The 17,229-nt window shown below is 39.0% G+C and carries 13 protein-coding genes; 11 read left to right on the plus strand and 2 right to left on the minus strand.

Annotated features, from left to right (window positions below; genetic code table 11):
- The first annotated feature begins 303 nt into the window (after positions 1–303).
- From PSF28_RS08075 to PSF28_RS08095, 5 genes are all read left to right on the plus strand, one after another.
- Positions 304–1,314, plus strand: coding sequence for an NAD(P)H-quinone oxidoreductase (locus PSF28_RS08075; RefSeq protein ID WP_210838493.1), 1,011 nt, complete (start codon positions 304–306; stop codon positions 1,312–1,314).
- Positions 1,315–1,718: 404 nt separating this feature from the next.
- Entirely contained in the window at positions 1,719–3,659 is a 1,941-nt protein-coding gene (locus PSF28_RS08080) for a pyridoxal phosphate-dependent decarboxylase family protein (RefSeq protein ID WP_272684927.1), read from the plus strand.
- Positions 3,660–3,679: 20 nt separating this feature from the next.
- Positions 3,680–4,888 (plus strand): tyrosine transporter TyrP, encoded by a 1,209-nt coding sequence (tyrP, locus tag PSF28_RS08085; RefSeq protein ID WP_004910783.1) that lies wholly within the window; start codon positions 3,680–3,682, stop codon positions 4,886–4,888.
- 270 nt (positions 4,889–5,158) lie between these two features.
- Entirely contained in the window at positions 5,159–5,710 is a 552-nt protein-coding gene (locus PSF28_RS08090; RefSeq protein WP_210840240.1) for a PadR family transcriptional regulator, read from the plus strand.
- A complete protein-coding gene (locus PSF28_RS08095) occupies positions 5,703–5,906 on the plus strand; it encodes a DEAD/DEAH box helicase (RefSeq protein ID WP_272684881.1) in 204 nt (67 codons plus the stop codon). The genes PSF28_RS08090 and PSF28_RS08095 overlap by 8 nt, the downstream gene beginning before the upstream one ends.
- A gap of 226 nt (positions 5,907–6,132) precedes the next feature.
- Here PSF28_RS08095 and PSF28_RS08100 read toward each other — a convergent pair whose 3' ends face one another.
- Entirely contained in the window at positions 6,133–7,878 is a 1,746-nt protein-coding gene (locus PSF28_RS08100; RefSeq protein ID WP_272684882.1) for an ABC-F family ATP-binding cassette domain-containing protein, read from the minus strand.
- Positions 7,879–8,296: 418 nt separating this feature from the next.
- Between PSF28_RS08100 and PSF28_RS08105 the strand changes: the two genes are divergently transcribed.
- From PSF28_RS08105 to ahpF, 6 genes are all read left to right on the plus strand, one after another.
- Entirely contained in the window at positions 8,297–8,773 is a 477-nt protein-coding gene (locus PSF28_RS08105; RefSeq protein ID WP_272684883.1) for a GNAT family N-acetyltransferase, read from the plus strand.
- A gap of 371 nt (positions 8,774–9,144) precedes the next feature.
- On the plus strand, positions 9,145–10,215 hold the full coding sequence (locus PSF28_RS08110) for an HlyD family secretion protein (RefSeq protein WP_272684884.1): 1,071 nt from the start codon (positions 9,145–9,147) through the stop codon (positions 10,213–10,215).
- Positions 10,212–12,968 (plus strand): ribosome-associated ATPase/putative transporter RbbA, encoded by a 2,757-nt coding sequence (rbbA, locus tag PSF28_RS08115; protein ID WP_272684885.1) that lies wholly within the window; start codon positions 10,212–10,214, stop codon positions 12,966–12,968. The genes PSF28_RS08110 and rbbA overlap by 4 nt, the downstream gene beginning before the upstream one ends.
- Before the next feature lie 5 nt (positions 12,969–12,973).
- A complete protein-coding gene (locus tag PSF28_RS08120) occupies positions 12,974–14,098 on the plus strand; it encodes an ABC transporter permease (protein WP_272684928.1) in 1,125 nt (374 codons plus the stop codon).
- A gap of 188 nt (positions 14,099–14,286) precedes the next feature.
- Positions 14,287–14,850 carry an alkyl hydroperoxide reductase subunit C gene (gene ahpC, locus PSF28_RS08125; RefSeq protein WP_004910793.1) on the plus strand — a complete coding sequence of 188 codons (564 nt, stop codon included), beginning with the start codon at positions 14,287–14,289 and terminating at the stop codon, positions 14,848–14,850.
- 117 nt (positions 14,851–14,967) lie between these two features.
- A complete protein-coding gene (ahpF, locus tag PSF28_RS08130) occupies positions 14,968–16,542 on the plus strand; it encodes an alkyl hydroperoxide reductase subunit F (protein WP_272684886.1) in 1,575 nt (524 codons plus the stop codon).
- Positions 16,543–16,643: 101 nt separating this feature from the next.
- Here the strand turns inward: ahpF and PSF28_RS08135 are convergent, their stop codons facing one another.
- A complete protein-coding gene (locus PSF28_RS08135; protein WP_210837578.1) occupies positions 16,644–17,189 on the minus strand; it encodes a TetR/AcrR family transcriptional regulator in 546 nt (181 codons plus the stop codon).
- Between the last annotated feature and the right edge of the window lie 40 nt (positions 17,190–17,229).

Raw genomic sequence — 17,229 nt, forward strand, 5'->3', positions numbered from 1 at the left:
ACTGGTAAGTAGTAATGTATGACAGAATCGACTTAATAAACAAAAAAGCCAATCAGAGAACATGCAAGAAATTAGTGAATTTAGATATTAATGCTAAATTAAAGAAGATTACTAAATATAAAATTTGATATAGATTAAATTTTATCCTCTAAACGATAAAAAGATGATAGATATCACTATTGTAATTAATACTTAAAATTATAGTGCTTGAGCACGAAATATTAAACTAATTAGCATTAATTTAACACGAAAATAAATTTATGAATATCAATTTTTCAAATTAACCTCAATAAGGAGATTATAATGACACTTACTCAACAGTCTTTACCCACTTCGATGACAGTTGTTGACATTATAGAACCTGGTGGGTCAGAAAAGCTGCGATTAATTGATGAACCGTTACCTAGAATTTCTGCAGGGTATTTACTTGTTAAGGTGGAAGCTGCGGGCGTTAATCGCCCTGATATTTTTCAGCGTAAGGGATCTTATCCTCCACCGGCTGATGCTTCACCGATTATGGGGCTTGAAATTGCAGGAACTATTGTAGGCAAGGCGGATGATGTAGAGGAATGGCAGTTAGGTGATAAAGTTTGTGGGCTGGTTGCTGGGGGCGGTTATGCGGAATATTGTCTAGTGCATAAGCACATCGCCTTACCGTTAGGGAATTTATCTTTTATCGAGGGGGCGGCAATACCTGAAAACTTTTTTACTGTTTGGGCAAATGTTTTTCAAATTGGCAAGTTAAAAAAAGACGAAACAGTGCTTATTCACGGGGGAACATCGGGTATTGGTAGTGTGGCGATTATGTTAGCGAAAGCGTTTGGCGCAACAGTGATTACCACTGTCGGTTCTGAGAATAAGGCTGAAGTTGCAAAATCGTTAGGTGCAGATTGTGCTGTTAACTATAGAAAAGATGATTTTGTTGAGGCTACGCTCAATTATACCTCTTCTCGAGGTGTAGATATGGTCGTGGATATTATCGGTGGCGATTATGTTGTAAAAAATTATCAAGTTGCTGCTAAGTTTGGGCGCATTATCCAGATTGGGATGATGAAAGGTAACCCTAAAGAGTTAAATATGATGCCTTTAATGGTAAAAAGATTAACTCATACGGGATCAACAATGCGCTCTCGAACTATTGAAGAAAAAGTTTTGATCGCTCAAGAGCTCAAAGAACAAGTTTGGGGGATGTTACAAAAAGGTGAAATTAAACCTATTGTTAACAAAATCTACCCTTTAACCCAGGTAAAAGACGCTCATGAGTATATGGAATCAGGTGACCTTACTGGTAAAATTATCCTAATAAACAATTGACTATAATTTTTTAATCTGGTTTTTATTGTTGTGTTACGATATTTTTATAATAATAAAAACCAGTCCGTTTATAACAAACAATTTACATAATCAAGTCTTTTTAGCGTAAATATCTCTTTACAGTTAACTAAATTTTGATTTTTTGTGCTCGCCCACAAATTAGAATGAAATTCCAATTGGTTTGTTAATAATTTAATAAAAATAGATTATATCTATAAATAAGTTGGCCATTAACGGTTTGTTTATCAATAATTAATCCTCAAATGATATTTTTAAATGTATATCATTAATATATTGATATCTTTTATGTAAACACAGCCCGTTATGCACTTTCCAATGATATTAAGTTAAGTGACTTAAATGCAACTAGCGGCTGCTAATTGCAGTTTGAAGGTGTAGTAATGATGAATAATTTTAAAAATGCAAAGATGAATGTAGATGCATTGTTTTTAGGTCCTAAATCTGAAAATGCTGTCTTTTTCAAAGAAATGATGGAATATTCAGTCAGTGAACACATGCATTGGCGCTCTAGCTATCATCCAGAAGACCCTGATCTTATCTCTACCGTTGACCGCTATGCCCCTGAATACCGAGATACGTTATATCGTACAGAAGGTATTCTTAATCAACTCTCTTCAAAATTAAAAACAACATCAGTTCCATGGTTCTCTCCACGTTATATGGGCCATATGAATGCAGATACGCTGATGATTTCTAATTTAGCTTATGTTATGGCGATGATGTACAACCCCAATAATTGTGCACAAGAATCCTCACCAACGACAACCGTTTTAGAAATAGAAGCCGGGTTAGATTTATGTGCCATGTTTGGTTATGACGTACAACATGCTTGGGGGCACATTACATCTGGTGGAACGGTAGCTAATTATGAAGGATTATGGGTAGCTAGAAATATTAAAACACTACCGTTGGCGATTATGCAGCATCCAAAATCCCAATACCTACTAAAGGGGAAAACAGAAAAAGAGTTGCTCAATCTTTCAGTGCCTACAGTTCTAGATTTAATTGACGAATTAAAGAAACAGCAAATTTTTGAAGAAATTCGTGATTTGACCTGTCGTGGCGTTGGAATAGAGCAAGGAAAACTCGGTAAGTTATTGGTTCCTCAGTCTAAACACTATTCATGGATGAAAGCGATGGATATCCTTGGTTTAGGCCAACAGAATATTGTGCAACTACCCGTTGATGCAAGTTATCGAACGGATGTGTGTAAAATGCGTGAAACCGTATTTGCATTGATTGAGCAAGGAGAACCTATTTTAGCGGTCGTTGCCGTTATGGGAACCACAGAAACTGGCGCAATTGACAATGTCAAAGAAGTCATTGAGCTACGACGTGAATGTGAGCAACGTTTTGGTGTTTCTTTTTATGTGCATATCGATGCTGCTTATGCGGGATACGCTTGTGCGATGTTTCGTGATGAAGAAAATCAATTTATGGAGTATGAGAATTTAATCCAACGGTATCATAGTGAAGGACTTTTCCCTGAAAATATGGTGTGGCCAAAACGCGATGTGTATGAAAGTTTTAAAGCATTAAGCCAAGCTGATTCTATTACCGTTGACCCTCATAAAGTGGGGTTTATTCCGTATGCGGCGGGGGCAATTTGTATGAAAGATAAGCGAATTGTAGATTTGGTTTCTTACCATGCCGCTTATGTATTTGAAGAAGTGCAAGAAAAACAGCGTAAAGCAGAAAAAACGCAAAATGTATTACTTGGCTCTTCCATCATGGAAGGATCAAAAGCGGGCGCAACCGCCGCAGCGGTATGGGCTGCACACCGCTTAGTCCCATTAAATGTTTTAGGGTATGGAAAAGTGATTGCCGCAGGGATCATCACAGCTAATTGGATGATTGACAAAATTAATCAATGTGAGCCTTTCATTATTGATGAGCGTCAATTTTCAATTATAGCGATGCCTACGCCTGATTTTCACATGATTAACTTTATGTTTCGCGAAATCGGGAACACCTCTTTAGAAAAGCAAAATCAGCTAAATAAGCGGCTATATGAATTATGCTCTTATGCTGCAGGTCGGAGTTATTCTAATGATTTTCTCACCTCATCAACTTCGCTAACTTATGACGAGTATGGTGATAATCCATTGAATTTATGTCGAGATGCACAATTCTCTGATAATGAATGGCATAAAGTGCGGTCAATTTATGTACTACGGGCAGCAATCATGACGCATTGCTTGCGTGATAGGGCACACTTTGAAACCTATTGGGCGGAGTTAAAAAATATCTTTGAAGATAAACTGCAACAACTCATTAATGAAGAAAATAAGTTAAATCATTCCAATTATAAAATTAATATTTAATTGATTGTTAGGATCTCAATATGAAAAATCGCACACTTGGTAGTGTATTTATTGTTGCAGGTACTACGATTGGCGCAGGTATGTTAGCTATGCCTATCGCGGCTGCTGGTAATGGGTTTTTAGTTAGCTTGGCTATGTTATTAGTGTTATGGGCATTGATGTGTTACACAGCATTGCTTTTGGTCGAGGTTTATCAACATGAATCCCACGAAACGGGGATTGGTAGTGTTGCGCAGCGGTATTTAGGGTCTAGTGGCAAATTTATTACGGGTTTCAGTATGATGTTCCTTATGTATGCACTGACAGCTGCTTATGTCAGTGGTGCAGGGGAAATCATTACTTCAAATTTAAAAAGTAGTTTTGCCATTGAAATGGCCGATTGGATGGGAATTGTTGTATTTACCGTCATTGGTGGTGGAGTTGTATGTTTCGGGACTTCATCCGTAGATTTTATCAACCGTATTTTATTTGCTGCAAAAATTGTTTTTCTAGTCATTATATTGGCATTAATGATACCGCATGTTGAGCAACAAAATTTATTGGCTGCACCAACTGAAAAAGTTCTCATTTTATCTGCGATACCGGTATTTTTTACCTCATTTGGTTTTCATGGTAGCGTCCCAAGTATCGTTAAATACATGGGAGGGGATGTCAAAAAACTGCGGGTTATTTTTATCATCGGAAGTGCTATCCCATTGATTGCTTATATTTTATGGCAAATCGCAACCTTAGGGAGTATTGGGACAACCACGTTCGTTGGTATTTTGGCTGAAAACGCAGGGCTTAATGGACTATTAGATGCAATTAAGGATGTGGCTCAATCAGGAAAAACAGAGTTAATTGCACAAATGTTCATGAGCTTGGCTCTAGCGACATCTTTCCTTGGGGTTGCTTTAGGGTTATTTGACTTTTTAGCAGACTTATTTAAACGTCAAGATAATGCTTCAGGGCGTCTACAAACAGGTTTACTAACCTTTGGACCACCGTTAGTTTTTGCTTTATTTTATCCTAAAGGGTTTGTGATGGCGTTAGGGTATGCCGCAATTGCACTTTCAATACTAGCTTTATTACTACCTAGTGCAATGGCATTTAAATCAAGGGCATTGAACCCACAGAAATATCAAGTATTGGGTGGTGGATTAGGTCTATCATTGGTATTTATTTGTGGCATTATAGTCATTGGTGTTCAGTTAGGGATTGTTTTCAACATATTACCTAATATTGGTTAATAAATAGTTTACTTGCCAGCTGTCTCTTGATGGCTGGTTTGTTCCTTTCCTAAAAGCTTTTCTCAAATTTACTGCATAATTTACTCAGTTAGACAATTTACCGCACATTTTTTACTGTTGTATCGACATTTAGTCGGTATAATCCATATAAGAATGATTATCATTAGCACGTTATGCACAAAACAGATATATCTAAAGCTGGCATTTTCTGCAAAAGTAACTATTATATTAGATATATCGGTTTTAGAATGAATAACCCTGAGAATTTTAATGGCCAGTGAACAACAACTAGACCCGTGTTTGTGTAACGGTAAAAGCGTCAGTCGTATGTTTAACCCTAAACAGTTAAGGATTTATATCCTACATTTACTGACAGGGGGAATTAATTATGGTTATGAGTTAATAAAAAAAATTGCAGAAGAAACGGCAGGTTTTTATTGTCCAAGTCCGGGTGTGATTTATCCGACTCTAACATTATTAGAGGAGTTAGGGTTTATTTCAGCGGGTAAAGATAATGGAAAAGGGCGCAAGTGTTATGTGATTACTCCAGAAGGCCGCTGTTTTTTATTACTCAAAGCTGAAATACTGGCAGAAGTTCAACTAAAATTAAAATATGCACAGGAATTAAAAGCAGGCAATCAATTTGCTAATGAAATTGAATGTGCTGTAGATAAATTTAAGTCATTGTTGAGACACCAAATCGTGATACAACAGTTGACAAAAGAAGAGACAACAAGAGTCGTTGAGATCATTAACTGCGCAGTGGAACGAATTGAGCAAGTCAATGCAGTGTTAGTGGCAGAAGGAAAATCAAATGGCTAAAACGAATGATATTATACGAGCAAAAGAGCATTTATATATGAAAGAAACAAGCAAAATACCACAGAGCAACGCCCCGGTTACTTCTGAAAATGAACCGCCTGTGAAGACGAATAAAGATGTTAAGTTTAAAGAAGTTGTTTGTCCTAATGTCCCAACGTCATATTTTAAGCGAGCTAAAAAACAAAAAATAAAATAACAATTTGGATAGTTTACAAAATCTTTATTCACATGAAAGGCATAAAGAATAAACGCAATTATTTTCATTATTGATGAATAACGGTACTTAATTTTCTATTATTTCGTCAATAAGGTAAATTTTAGGGTACATATAATTATTTTGTAAACTGTAACTATCATCCTATATCTGTATACGGCTTATTAAGAAGGTCCCCTGATCACTTAACGTCATCAGGGGGTATCGGTTATAAGCCCAATTTAGCGTGTATTTGGGCTATTTCATTTATCCACTGTTGTTGTAACTGTGGTTTTTGGTGGCTTAGTTTGCGTTTTTGATCCGCAAGTAACTTTTGCTCTAATATCAGCAATGTTTCTAGTAGCTCATCTTCATGAGCAGTTTCCTCACAAGAAATTTTAATCGCCGATTTAACAGAGACATCTCTCCCAAATGTAGGCGTTAATAATGACTGGGATTGCAGCTCGATTTTATGATAAATATCATCAACATTAAGGTATTCCTCTAGCCGATTATCATCGATAAACCAGAAGCGTTGGCAGCTATTTTCAATGAGCCATTTATCATGGCTTACAACCAATAATGCCCCAGAAAATAAGCTAATTTGCTCACAAAGCGCTTCCTTGCCTTCTAGATCAAGGTGATTGGTAGGCTCGTCCAATAAAATCAACTCGTACTGAGCTAAACTTAAACCAATAAACAATAACCTAGCGCGTTCTCCACCACTTAGTGCCGCTACTTTCTGTTGATGGCGTGTATAAGCAAAACCAGCGCCAATTAAGGCCATTTTTCGTTGTTCATCGGTTAAGGGAGCAAAATGACGTAGTGCCTCTAGTAGGCTATCATTATCATTTAGCTGCTCTAATTGTTGGTCATAATAACCAGCACTGATTGCTGGGTGAAACTTCAATTGCGAGCTATAGCGCAAATCTTGTTGATAACATTGCCAAAGTAGGCGTAATAGTGTTGACTTACCACAGCCATTAGCGCCCATGATAGCGATACGATCACCACTTTTCACTTGATGAAATGCCGTTTTAAACAACTGATTTCCATTCGGTGTTGAAACAACGGTGTTTTCCAACTCTAAAACTCTATCTGCAGGAATGGCTTTGCCATTTAAAGCAAGCTTCCATTGATAGCCTTCAGTTAACTCAGTTTGGGCATCTTTAAGCCGGTCAATATGTTTTTCCATCTGCTTAGCTTTGCGTGATAAGGCTTCATTGTCATACACATGTCCCCAAATAGCTAAGCGCTTAGCACTTGATGCAATACGGTCAATTTCTTTTTGCTCGGCTTGATTACGACGTGCATCAGTGATGTCTTTTTCACTTAATGCTTGCCGTGCTGCACTGCAAGGTAACCGATAAAAATGCAGTGATTTATCTCGTAAAATCCAAGTGCAGTTACTCACCTTATCTAATAATGACTGGTCATGAGACACGAGTACGAAACTGCCTTTCCATGACTGTAAGAAATTACCTAACCAAATAAGTGTGGGTAAATCTAAATGATTACTCGGTTCATCAAGTAGTAGTAAATCGGGTTGCTCAATTAAAGCACGACCTAGAAGCAAACGAGTATGTTGCCCTCCACTGATGGCATTAGCTTTTTGTTCCCACTGTTCAGGTGTAAAACCTAATTCTGATAATAAAACTTCAGCCCGCCAGCGTTCAGTGACTTTGTCTTGTTCAGGTAATTTTTGAACTAGTGCATCAAGCAGTGTCAAGGAAGCAATATTATCGGGTAAATGTTGTTCAATATAAGCAGTAACGCAGTGATTCGCATAAGTAATACTGCCATTATTAGGGGACAACTGCTGGGTTATTAGCTTCAATAATGTACTTTTTCCGCTTCCGTTATGGCCAATTAAACCAATACGGTCGCCTTGTTGAACGGTAAAAGAGATATCATTCAATAAAGTCGAGGTTGAAGTATCGTAATTTAGTGATTTTACAGTTAATAAAGTGCTCATAGCTTACTCAAATTTTAGGCATAAAAATGCCAGGGTATAGTCGTCACGACAACCCAGTAAGCTGAGGGAAGATTTTCTTTAGTGGCTTCGCTCAGGCAGGGTTATCGCAGTATAAAACTGTGAAAGCCTGAGCTCTGGCGATTACCAAAGAAGTGTGAGTATTCAATAAGATCACACAACAGCATAGATTAGCCTCCTTAATATTTGTTAAGTTAATCCATGAGATAATCATAGCAAACATAGTCTTTGGCAAACAATGTCCAGAAATGCGTTGTTTAATTATTATTGTTAAATTAAGTATATCCACAGATATAAATGATACTTATATCATGCACGAAGAAATGAATAATACTGCTGTGAATTGGGTTCTTCGTTGGTAGCGTTTAAAATTAGGATTCAAAAGCTAAGAGAGCCCCAAATGAACGTAGAAATAAAGTCAGCAACCCACCAAGATGCCGCTTTGATATTAGATATGATCATTGAACTTGCGGATTACGAAAAAGCACGTCATGAAGTGAAAGCAACAGTTGCTGATATCGAAAATTCCTTATTCGATGAAAATTCAAGCACTGAAGCATTGATTTGTTATGTCGATGGGCACCCTGCAGGGTATGCCGTATTCTTTACAAGCTATTCAACATGGTTAGGTAATAGTGGCATTTATTTAGAGGATTTATATGTATCCCCTAATTTTAGAGGGGCAGGAGCCGGGAAAAAACTATTGAAACATATTGCAAAATTGGCTGTGGAGCGAAAATGCCAGCGTCTGGAATGGAGCGTTCTTGATTGGAATCAGCCAGCAATTGATTTCTATAAAAGTATAGGTGCGCAACCACAGGATGAGTGGGTTCGTTACCGCATGGACGAGAAAACGATAGCTGAATTTGCTTGCTAATATTTATTCAAATCAAATGCTATTAATAAAGCCAGTAAACTAATTGACTGGCTTTATTTTTTATATATTGAATTAAATGTATACAATTAATGCCTTATTATTGTTTTTATCTGTCTATTCTACCTTTTTGTGACACAAGGCAACTTCACTTAACTTAAATGCTGATAAAATGTTATTAAATTAGATAGATAGCTAATTTAATAACTGTGTTTACACGTACTAACATAGTTAAAAAATAAAAAATTATTACTTTTGTCTTAGTTGTATTTATTTAGCATATAGGACAGTTATCTCGTTTTATTAATATTTACCAGGTTAATAATCAAAATAATTGTTGTTCCTTGTTTTCTCATTTAATGGAAAGGGATGGTATGAAAATAAATAAGCAAAAAATATCTTTTTACATCATTTTAATAATAATTATTGTTGCGGGTGGTTTTTATTACTGGAATGTTAACTCAGGTGGGCTACCTGCTGGATTTGCACAAAGTAATGGTCGTATAGAAGCAACGGAAATTGATATTGCGACTAAGACTGCAGGGCGCATTGAAACGATTAACGTCAAAGAAGGGGATTTTGTTAAAGAAGGGCAAGAACTTGCTCGTATGGATACACGAGCGCTTCAAGAGCAGCTTCATGAAGTACAAGCCCAGTTGCGCCAAGCGATTAGTGCAGTGACGACAGCCGAATCTGCTTTAGCCCAACGAAAAAGTGAAAAAGTTGCTGCTCAAGCCGTTGTTCGTCAACGTGAAGCGGAATTAGACGCTGCACAAAAACGGTTAAATCGCTCTAGAGCTTTGGTAAGAACAAACGCTGTTTCTCAACAACAAGTCGATGATGATACAGCACAAATGCAAGGTTCTCGCGCAGCATTGGAAGCGTCAAAAGCCCAAGTTGCCGCCGCGACATCAGCGATTGATTCTGCAAGCGCCGGTATTGTTCAAGCGAAAAACCGTGTTGATGCAGCGACAGCAACGGAACGTCGCATTATTGCGGACTTAGATGACAGTATTCTAAAAGCACCAAGAAATGGGCGTATTCAATATCGTGTCGCTGAGCCTGGAGAGGTACTTGGCGCTGGTGGGCGGGTCTTGAATATGGTCGATTTAAGTGATGTGTATATGACCTTTTTCTTACCGACTGAAGATGCAGGTAAAGTTGCCTTAGGCAGTGATGTTCACATTATCCTTGATGCTGCACCAAACATCGTGATCCCAGCAAAAACCACGTTCGTGGCAAGTGTTGCACAATTCACACCCAAAACCGTAGAAACACAAAATGAACGCTTAAAATTGATGTTCAGAGTACGTGCGCGTGTTTCCCCTGAGTTATTAGAGCAACACTTAGAATATGTCAAAACAGGGTTACCCGGTAAAGCGTATGTGCGTTTAGATCCGAATGAATCTTGGCCTGCTGAACTTGAGGTGAAATTACCACAATGACCAATAAACTGATGGATGATGTGATTATCGATATACAGCATGTCAGCCAGCATTATGGTGATAATTGTGCGTTGGATGACATTGTACTTTCCATCCCAGCAAGAAAAATGGTTGGGTTGATTGGCCCAGATGGCGTAGGAAAATCAAGCTTGATTTCTCTGATCGCGGGGGCAAGAGTAATTCAACAAGGCCAAATAACGGTACTTGATGGTGATATGAATGACATTGAACACCGTCGAGCTGTTTGCCCTCGTATTGCTTACATGCCCCAAGGTTTAGGGAAGAATCTCTACCATACATTATCTGTTTATGAAAACGTCGATTTTTTTGGTCGTTTATTTGGCCAATCAAAAGCTGAGCGTGAATATCGCATTCAAGATTTACTTGAAAGTACAGGGCTTGCCCCCTTTAAAGACCGTCCTGCTGGTAAGTTATCAGGAGGCATGAAACAAAAGTTGGGATTATGCTGTGCGTTAATTCATGATCCCGATTTATTAATTTTAGATGAACCTACCACTGGGGTTGACCCGTTATCTCGTGCACAATTTTGGGATTTAATCGATCGTATTCGTTTGCGACAAACCAATATGAGTGTTTTGGTCGCAACAGCTTACATGGAAGAAGCCGAACGTTTTGATTGGTTAGTGGCAATGGATGATGGCAAGGTGCTTGCCACTGGCCATGCATCTGAATTAAAAGCACAGACGCAATGTGATGACCTTGAAGCTGCGTTTATTCAATTACTACCAGAAGAAAAGCGTAGCGGGCACAAGAAGGTTGTGATCCCTGCGCGTGATACCACAAAAGACAATATTATTGCCATTGAAGCCCAAGATCTAACCATGCGTTTTGGCAACTTTGTCGCTGTTGACCATGTTAATTTTAAAATTCCGAAAGGGGAGATTTTCGGTTTTTTAGGCTCCAATGGCTGTGGTAAATCGACCACCATGAAAATGTTGACGGGGTTATTACAAGCCAGTGAAGGGCAAGCATGGCTATTCGGTCAAGAAATTGATCCTAAGGATATCGAAACCCGCAAACGCGTCGGTTATATGTCGCAAGCCTTCTCATTATATAGTGAACTCAGTGTTGAGCAAAACCTTGTTCTGCATGCCAAGCTTTTCCATATACCGGAAGATAAAATTCCTCAGCGTGTAGATGAAATGTGTCAGCGTTTTGAACTCGAGGAAGTCAGGGATACTATGCCTGATGATTTGCCTCTTGGTATTCGCCAGCGATTATCGCTCGCCGTGGCGGTGATCCATGAACCTGAAATGTTAATCCTCGATGAGCCAACGTCAGGGGTGGACCCTGTTGCCAGAGATATGTTCTGGAATTTAATGGTCGATTTATCAAGGCGTGACGGCGTCACAATTTTCATCTCAACTCACTTTATGAATGAAGCCGAACGCTGTGACCGGATTTCACTGATGCACGCAGGAAAGGTACTTGATTGTGATACGCCTGCAAACTTAACCAAAAAACGCGGATTAGCGACGTTAGAAGAAACTTTTATTGCTTATTTGCAAGATGCGGTAGGTGATGCAGGACAAGGGCAAGAAACTGCGCCTGAGTTTCATGTTGACCCTGAACTGAAAGAACAAGCGACTGAAGCATTGAAAAAACGCTTTAGCTTGCGTCGGTTATTCAGTTATTCCATTCGGGAAGGAATGGAATTGCGTCGAGACCCTGTCCGCTCAACACTGGCGTTATTGGGGACTGTAATTCTTATGTTTATCATGGGTTACGGTATTAGCATGGATGTGGAAAATTTACGCTTTTCAGTACTCGATCGCGACCAAACAGGGCTAAGTCAGGGATATACTTTGAACTTAGCAGGTTCACGTTACTTTATCGAACAACCACCAATTAAAGATTATGATGACTTAGAGGCAAAAATGCGTAGCGGTGATGTCACTGTTGCGATTGAAATTCCACCTAATTTTGCTAGGGATATCGCTCGTGGTAATAACGTCAAAATTGGCGTGTGGATTGATGGTGCCATGCCAAACCGTGCTGAAACTGTGCGTGGCTATGTACAAGCAATGCACTTAGCATGGCTAAGTACGATGGCTGCTCGTCAACCCGTAGGTGTTGCTGGTATGCCCGCTATCGACATTGAAACTCGATATCGTTATAACCCAGATGTTCGCAGCTTGCCGGCGATTGTTCCCGCGGTTATTCCATTATTATTAATGATGATACCCGCCATGCTGAGTGCGTTAAGTGTTGTTCGAGAAAAAGAACTTGGTTCGATTATCAATCTTTATGTCACACCGATCACCAAATTAGAATTTTTACTTGGAAAACAGCTCCCTTACATTTTATTAGGTATGTTTAACTTTGTATTACTTTGCATATTATCAGTGTATATATTTGGTGTTGAATTCAAAGGTAGTTTTCTGACATTAACGCTGGCAGCATTTCTGTATATCACTATTGCAACAGGTATGGGGCTGCTAATTTCATGCTTTATGAAAAGCCAAATCGCAGCAATTTTTGGTACTTCTATCATCACGTTGATACCAGCAACTCAATTTTCAGGAATGATTGACCCTGTCTCATCATTGGAAGGTATTGGCCGCTGGGTTGGGATGGTTTATCCAACATCACATTTTTTGACTATCACGCGAGGAACCTTCTCTAAGGGGTTAAATTTATTCGATTTACAGTCATCATTTATTCCATTACTGATCACCGTACCACTGGTTATTGGGCTAAGTGTTTTATTCCTGAAAAAGCAGGAGGCATAGTGATGATACGTAAAATTCAGAATATATTTAATTTAGGTATCAAAGAATTACGCAGTTTAGGCCGCGATAAAGCGATGCTAGCTTTAATTGTTTTTGCTTTTACGGTGTCAATATATTCGTCAGCAACCGTGACACCCGGCTCTTTACATAATGCCCCCATTGCAATTGCTGACCAAGATAAGTCGCAGTTATCAAACCGGATAATCAATAGCTTTTATGCACCTTACTTCTTATCACCCGTAGATATCACACCAGACCAAATTGATGGTTTGTTAAACCGTGGCTCATATACATTTGCATTAGATATTCCGCCTAATTTTCAACGTGATGTACTTGCCGGCCGTCATCCGGAAATTCAGGTGAATATTGATGCAACACGAATGAGCCAAGCCTTCTTAGGGAATAGTTATATTCAAAATATTACCTTAGGAGAAGTGAACGAATTTTTAGCAAAATACCGTAGTAATGCGAGTTTGCCTGTCGATTTGGAAGTGCGCATGCGCTTTAATCCTAATTTGACACAGTCATGGTTCGGTTCTGTTATGGCAATTATCAATAATATTACGATGCTATCGATCGTTTTGACGGGAGCTGCACTCATCAGAGAGCGGGAGCACGGTACCGTTGAGCACTTGATGGTCATGCCACTAACACCATTTGAAATTATGATGTCAAAAATATGGTCAATGGGGCTGGTGGTACTGATTGCATCCGGTGTTTCCTTAATTTTAGTGGTAAAAACATTGCTACAAGTCCCCATTGAAGGGTCTATCTTATTGTTTATGTGTGGGGTTGCCTTGAGTTTATTTGCGACAACATCAATTGGTATTTTTATGGGGACAATTGCACGATCCATGCCTCAGTTTGGTTTGTTGATGATTTTAGTACTGTTGCCATTAAACATGCTTTCTGGCGGGATGACAGCACGAGAAAGCATGCCCCAGCTCGTTCAAGATATTATGTTAACCATGTCGACCACACACTTTGTTAGTCTAGCTCAGGCGATTTTATATCGCGGAGCAGGTTTCCAAATTGTTTGGCCTCAATTTGCAGTGCTCGTTGTCATTGGCGCTGTATTCTTTTCCCTCGCACTCATTCGTTTTCGCAAAACGATTGCCACCATGGCTTAACTCACTGAACATAAAATAGACCTTATAAATAAAACGCTTGCTGAACAGAACAGGAAGCGTTTTAATGTCTCACCTATTGATTTTTAAAATATGATTAGGCTGTACCTATCAAATCGATAGTAGGTAATGATTGGATTAAGCTGCTGTAAAACAGTAACTTAATAGGCAACCAAACAGGAGAACATCATATGTCATTAATTAATACTCAAATCAAACCATTTACTAACCAAGCATTTAAAAACGGTGAATTCATCGAAGTTTCTGAGAAAGATGTTGCAGGTAAATGGAGTGTTTTCTTCTTTTATCCAGCTGACTTCACCTTTGTTTGCCCAACAGAATTGGGTGACATTGCTGACCATTATGAAGAATTCCAAAAATTAGGTGTTGAAATTTTCTCTGTTTCTACTGACACACATTTTACCCATAAAGCATGGCATGCAAGTTCAGAAACTATCGGTAAAATCAAATATGCAATGATTGGTGACCCAACAGGCGCATTAACACGTAACTTCGAAAACATGCGTGAAGATGAAGGCTTAGCAGACCGCGGTACTTTCGTTGTTGACCCACAAGGTATCATCCAAGCGATTGAAGTTACAGCAGAAGGCATTGGCCGTGACGCTTCAGATTTACTGCGTAAAGTAAAAGCAGCGCAATATGTTGCTAGCCACCCAGGTGAAGTTTGCCCAGCTAAATGGAAAGAAGGTGATGCAACGCTGTCCCCATCTTTGGACTTAGTCGGCAAAATCTAATTAATCTAGCTTAATTGATTAGTACTGAATAATTCAGGTTGCAGGTGTCTAGGCCTGCAACTTGGATCATGACGGGTATATGTACCCGATTTTATGATAAAAATTAAAGGGGATTACATGCTCGACAATAATTTACAGGCACAATTGAAAGCCTACTTAGAACGTTTAACTAAGCCCGTTGAATTAGTTGCTAATATAGATGACAGCCAAAAATCAAATGAAATCAAACAGCTGTTAGAACAAATTGCGACGTTGTCCGATAAAGTTACTGTGCGTGAAGAACGCAATAATACAGTAAGAACACCGTCTTTTTTAATTACTAACCCAGGTACAGATAGTGGTTTGCGTTTTGCAGGCTCGCCTTTGGGACATGAATTTACTTCTCTTGTGCTGGCTTTATTGCAAATTGGTGGGCACCCATCGAAAGAAGCACAAGAGTTATTAGAGCAGGTTAAAGGCCTTGAAGGTGAGTTTCATTTTGAGACTTATTATTCTTTATCTTGCCATAACTGCCCAGATGTTGTTCAGGCACTGAACTTGATGGCAGTTTTAAATCCAAATGTTAGTCATACCGCTATTGATGGTGCACTTTTCCAAAATGAAATTGATGAACGTAATGTAATGGGCGTTCCTGCGGTTTTCCTGAATGGAAAAGAGTTTGGTCAAGGGCGTATGACATTAAGCGAGATTGTTAGCAAAGTTGATACCAATGCAGATGCGCGTGCAGCAAAATCACTAACAGAGCGCGAACCTTTTGAAGTACTTGTTATTGGTAGTGGCCCAGCAGGGGCTTCAGCGGCAATTTATACAGCTCGTAAAGGGATCCGCACTGGTGTGATTGGTGAGCGCTTTGGTGGCCAAGTCATGGATACAGTTGATATTGAAAACTATATTTCAGTTATCAAAACGGAAGGCGCCATTTTTGCCGGTGCATTAAAGACCCACGTGGATAACTATGATGTTGATGTCATTGATGGTCAATCAGTTGCAAAACTGATCCCAGCTGCAGAAGAAGGTGGATTACACCAAATCGAAACAGCATCCGGTGGTATCTTAAAATCACGTAGTATCATTATCTCAACGGGTGCTCGCTGGAGAAATATGGGTGTTCCGGGGGAACAAGAATATCGCACTAAAGGCGTAACATTTTGTCCGCATTGTGATGGCCCATTATTTAAAGGTAAACGTGTTGCTGTTATTGGTGGCGGTAACTCGGGTATTGAAGCGGCTATCGATTTAGCGGGTGTGGTTGAACATGTGACCGTTCTGGAGTTTGCACCAGAATTGAAAGCGGACTCAGTGTTACAGCAAAAAGCCCGTAGCCTGAAAAATGTCGATATTATCGTCAATGCACAAACCTTAGAAGTAAAAGGCGATGGCAGTAAAATGACGGGGCTTGAATACAAAGACCGCACTAATAATAGTGTTCATTTACTTGAAGTTGCCGGTGCATTTGTACAAATTGGTTTATTGCCAAATACCAATTGGTTAGGCGATACCATTGCCAGAAACCGTATGGGCGAAATTGAAATTGACGCTCGTAATGAAACCAGTATTAAAGGTATTTTTGCTGCTGGTGACTGTACCACCGTCCCTTATAAGCAAATTATTATCTCCGCCGGAGAAGGGGCCAAAGCCGCACTTAGCGCATTTGACTACCTTATCCGCACAAGTACCAGAACCGCTGAATAGGTGTAATTTACTTTATATTCAGTGAGTTGTAGTCAAAAGGCACTCGGGGCGAGTGCCTTTTTTTTGTGCATAAAATGTGTCAATATTAAAAATAAATAACTTTAAAAACGGAAAAGAAGTTTTTTTAAACTCAGTGTATTAAGAATAAGTTGGTTAAATTCCTGAGCATCGTGTCGATCTCCTGACATTTGGCCGCCAATGAAACATAAATGAATTAATTTCCCAATTTTTTCGGCGTAGTCGTGAGGAATAAAAAGCAGATGCAATTTTTTAATAATGAATGATAAACGCTTTTCATCAACACGGTGTTGGTACTCGGCAACTAGAGGGTCGTTAAGCGCCCAAGCTCGGATTGTTATTTCTCTTGATGGATGTTTTTGGGAGACTACATCAAGATATCTTTTTAGTACATCATCAAGAGTACGCTCCATGTTAGCTTGTGCCAACATCAGCTCGGTATATTCAAACTCCCAACGAGAAAGCAATGTACGTACAAAGTCTTCGCGGTTTTTAAAATGATGGTAAAAAGATCCTCGGGTTACATTTAGCTGCCTAGCAATATTTTCACTGGAAAAGCGGGTATGTCCCTCAGTGTCTAATATTTTAAATCCTGCGTTGACCCAACACTCTCTAGTTAATTTTTTCATTGTTCAATACAGACTGTGTATGGTGAAAATATTATTGCTA

The sequence above is a fragment of the Providencia sp. PROV130 genome (genome assembly GCF_028482225.1).
Taxonomy (GTDB): Bacteria; Pseudomonadota; Gammaproteobacteria; order Enterobacterales; family Enterobacteriaceae; genus Providencia; species Providencia rettgeri.

Excerpts from the sequence above, each read along its gene's own strand:
- PSF28_RS08075 (WP_210838493.1), top strand. The coding sequence starts at position 304 with ATGACACTTACTCAACAGTCTTTACCCACTTCGATGACAGTTGTTGAC.
- PSF28_RS08080 (WP_272684927.1), top strand. The coding sequence starts at position 1,719 with ATGAATAATTTTAAAAATGCAAAGATGAATGTAGATGCATTGTTTTTA.
- tyrP (WP_004910783.1), top strand. The coding sequence starts at position 3,680 with ATGAAAAATCGCACACTTGGTAGTGTATTTATTGTTGCAGGTACTACG.
- PSF28_RS08090 (WP_210840240.1), top strand. The coding sequence starts at position 5,159 with ATGGCCAGTGAACAACAACTAGACCCGTGTTTGTGTAACGGTAAAAGC.
- PSF28_RS08095 (WP_272684881.1), top strand. The coding sequence starts at position 5,703 with ATGGCTAAAACGAATGATATTATACGAGCAAAAGAGCATTTATATATG.
- PSF28_RS08100 (WP_272684882.1), bottom strand. The coding sequence starts at position 7,878 with ATGAGCACTTTATTAACTGTAAAATCACTAAATTACGATACTTCAACC.
- PSF28_RS08105 (WP_272684883.1), top strand. The coding sequence starts at position 8,297 with ATGAACGTAGAAATAAAGTCAGCAACCCACCAAGATGCCGCTTTGATA.
- PSF28_RS08110 (WP_272684884.1), top strand. The coding sequence starts at position 9,145 with ATGAAAATAAATAAGCAAAAAATATCTTTTTACATCATTTTAATAATA.
- rbbA (WP_272684885.1), top strand. The coding sequence starts at position 10,212 with ATGACCAATAAACTGATGGATGATGTGATTATCGATATACAGCATGTC.
- ahpC (WP_004910793.1), top strand. The coding sequence starts at position 14,287 with ATGTCATTAATTAATACTCAAATCAAACCATTTACTAACCAAGCATTT.
- ahpF (WP_272684886.1), top strand. The coding sequence starts at position 14,968 with ATGCTCGACAATAATTTACAGGCACAATTGAAAGCCTACTTAGAACGT.
- PSF28_RS08135 (WP_210837578.1), bottom strand. The coding sequence starts at position 17,189 with ATGAAAAAATTAACTAGAGAGTGTTGGGTCAACGCAGGATTTAAAATA.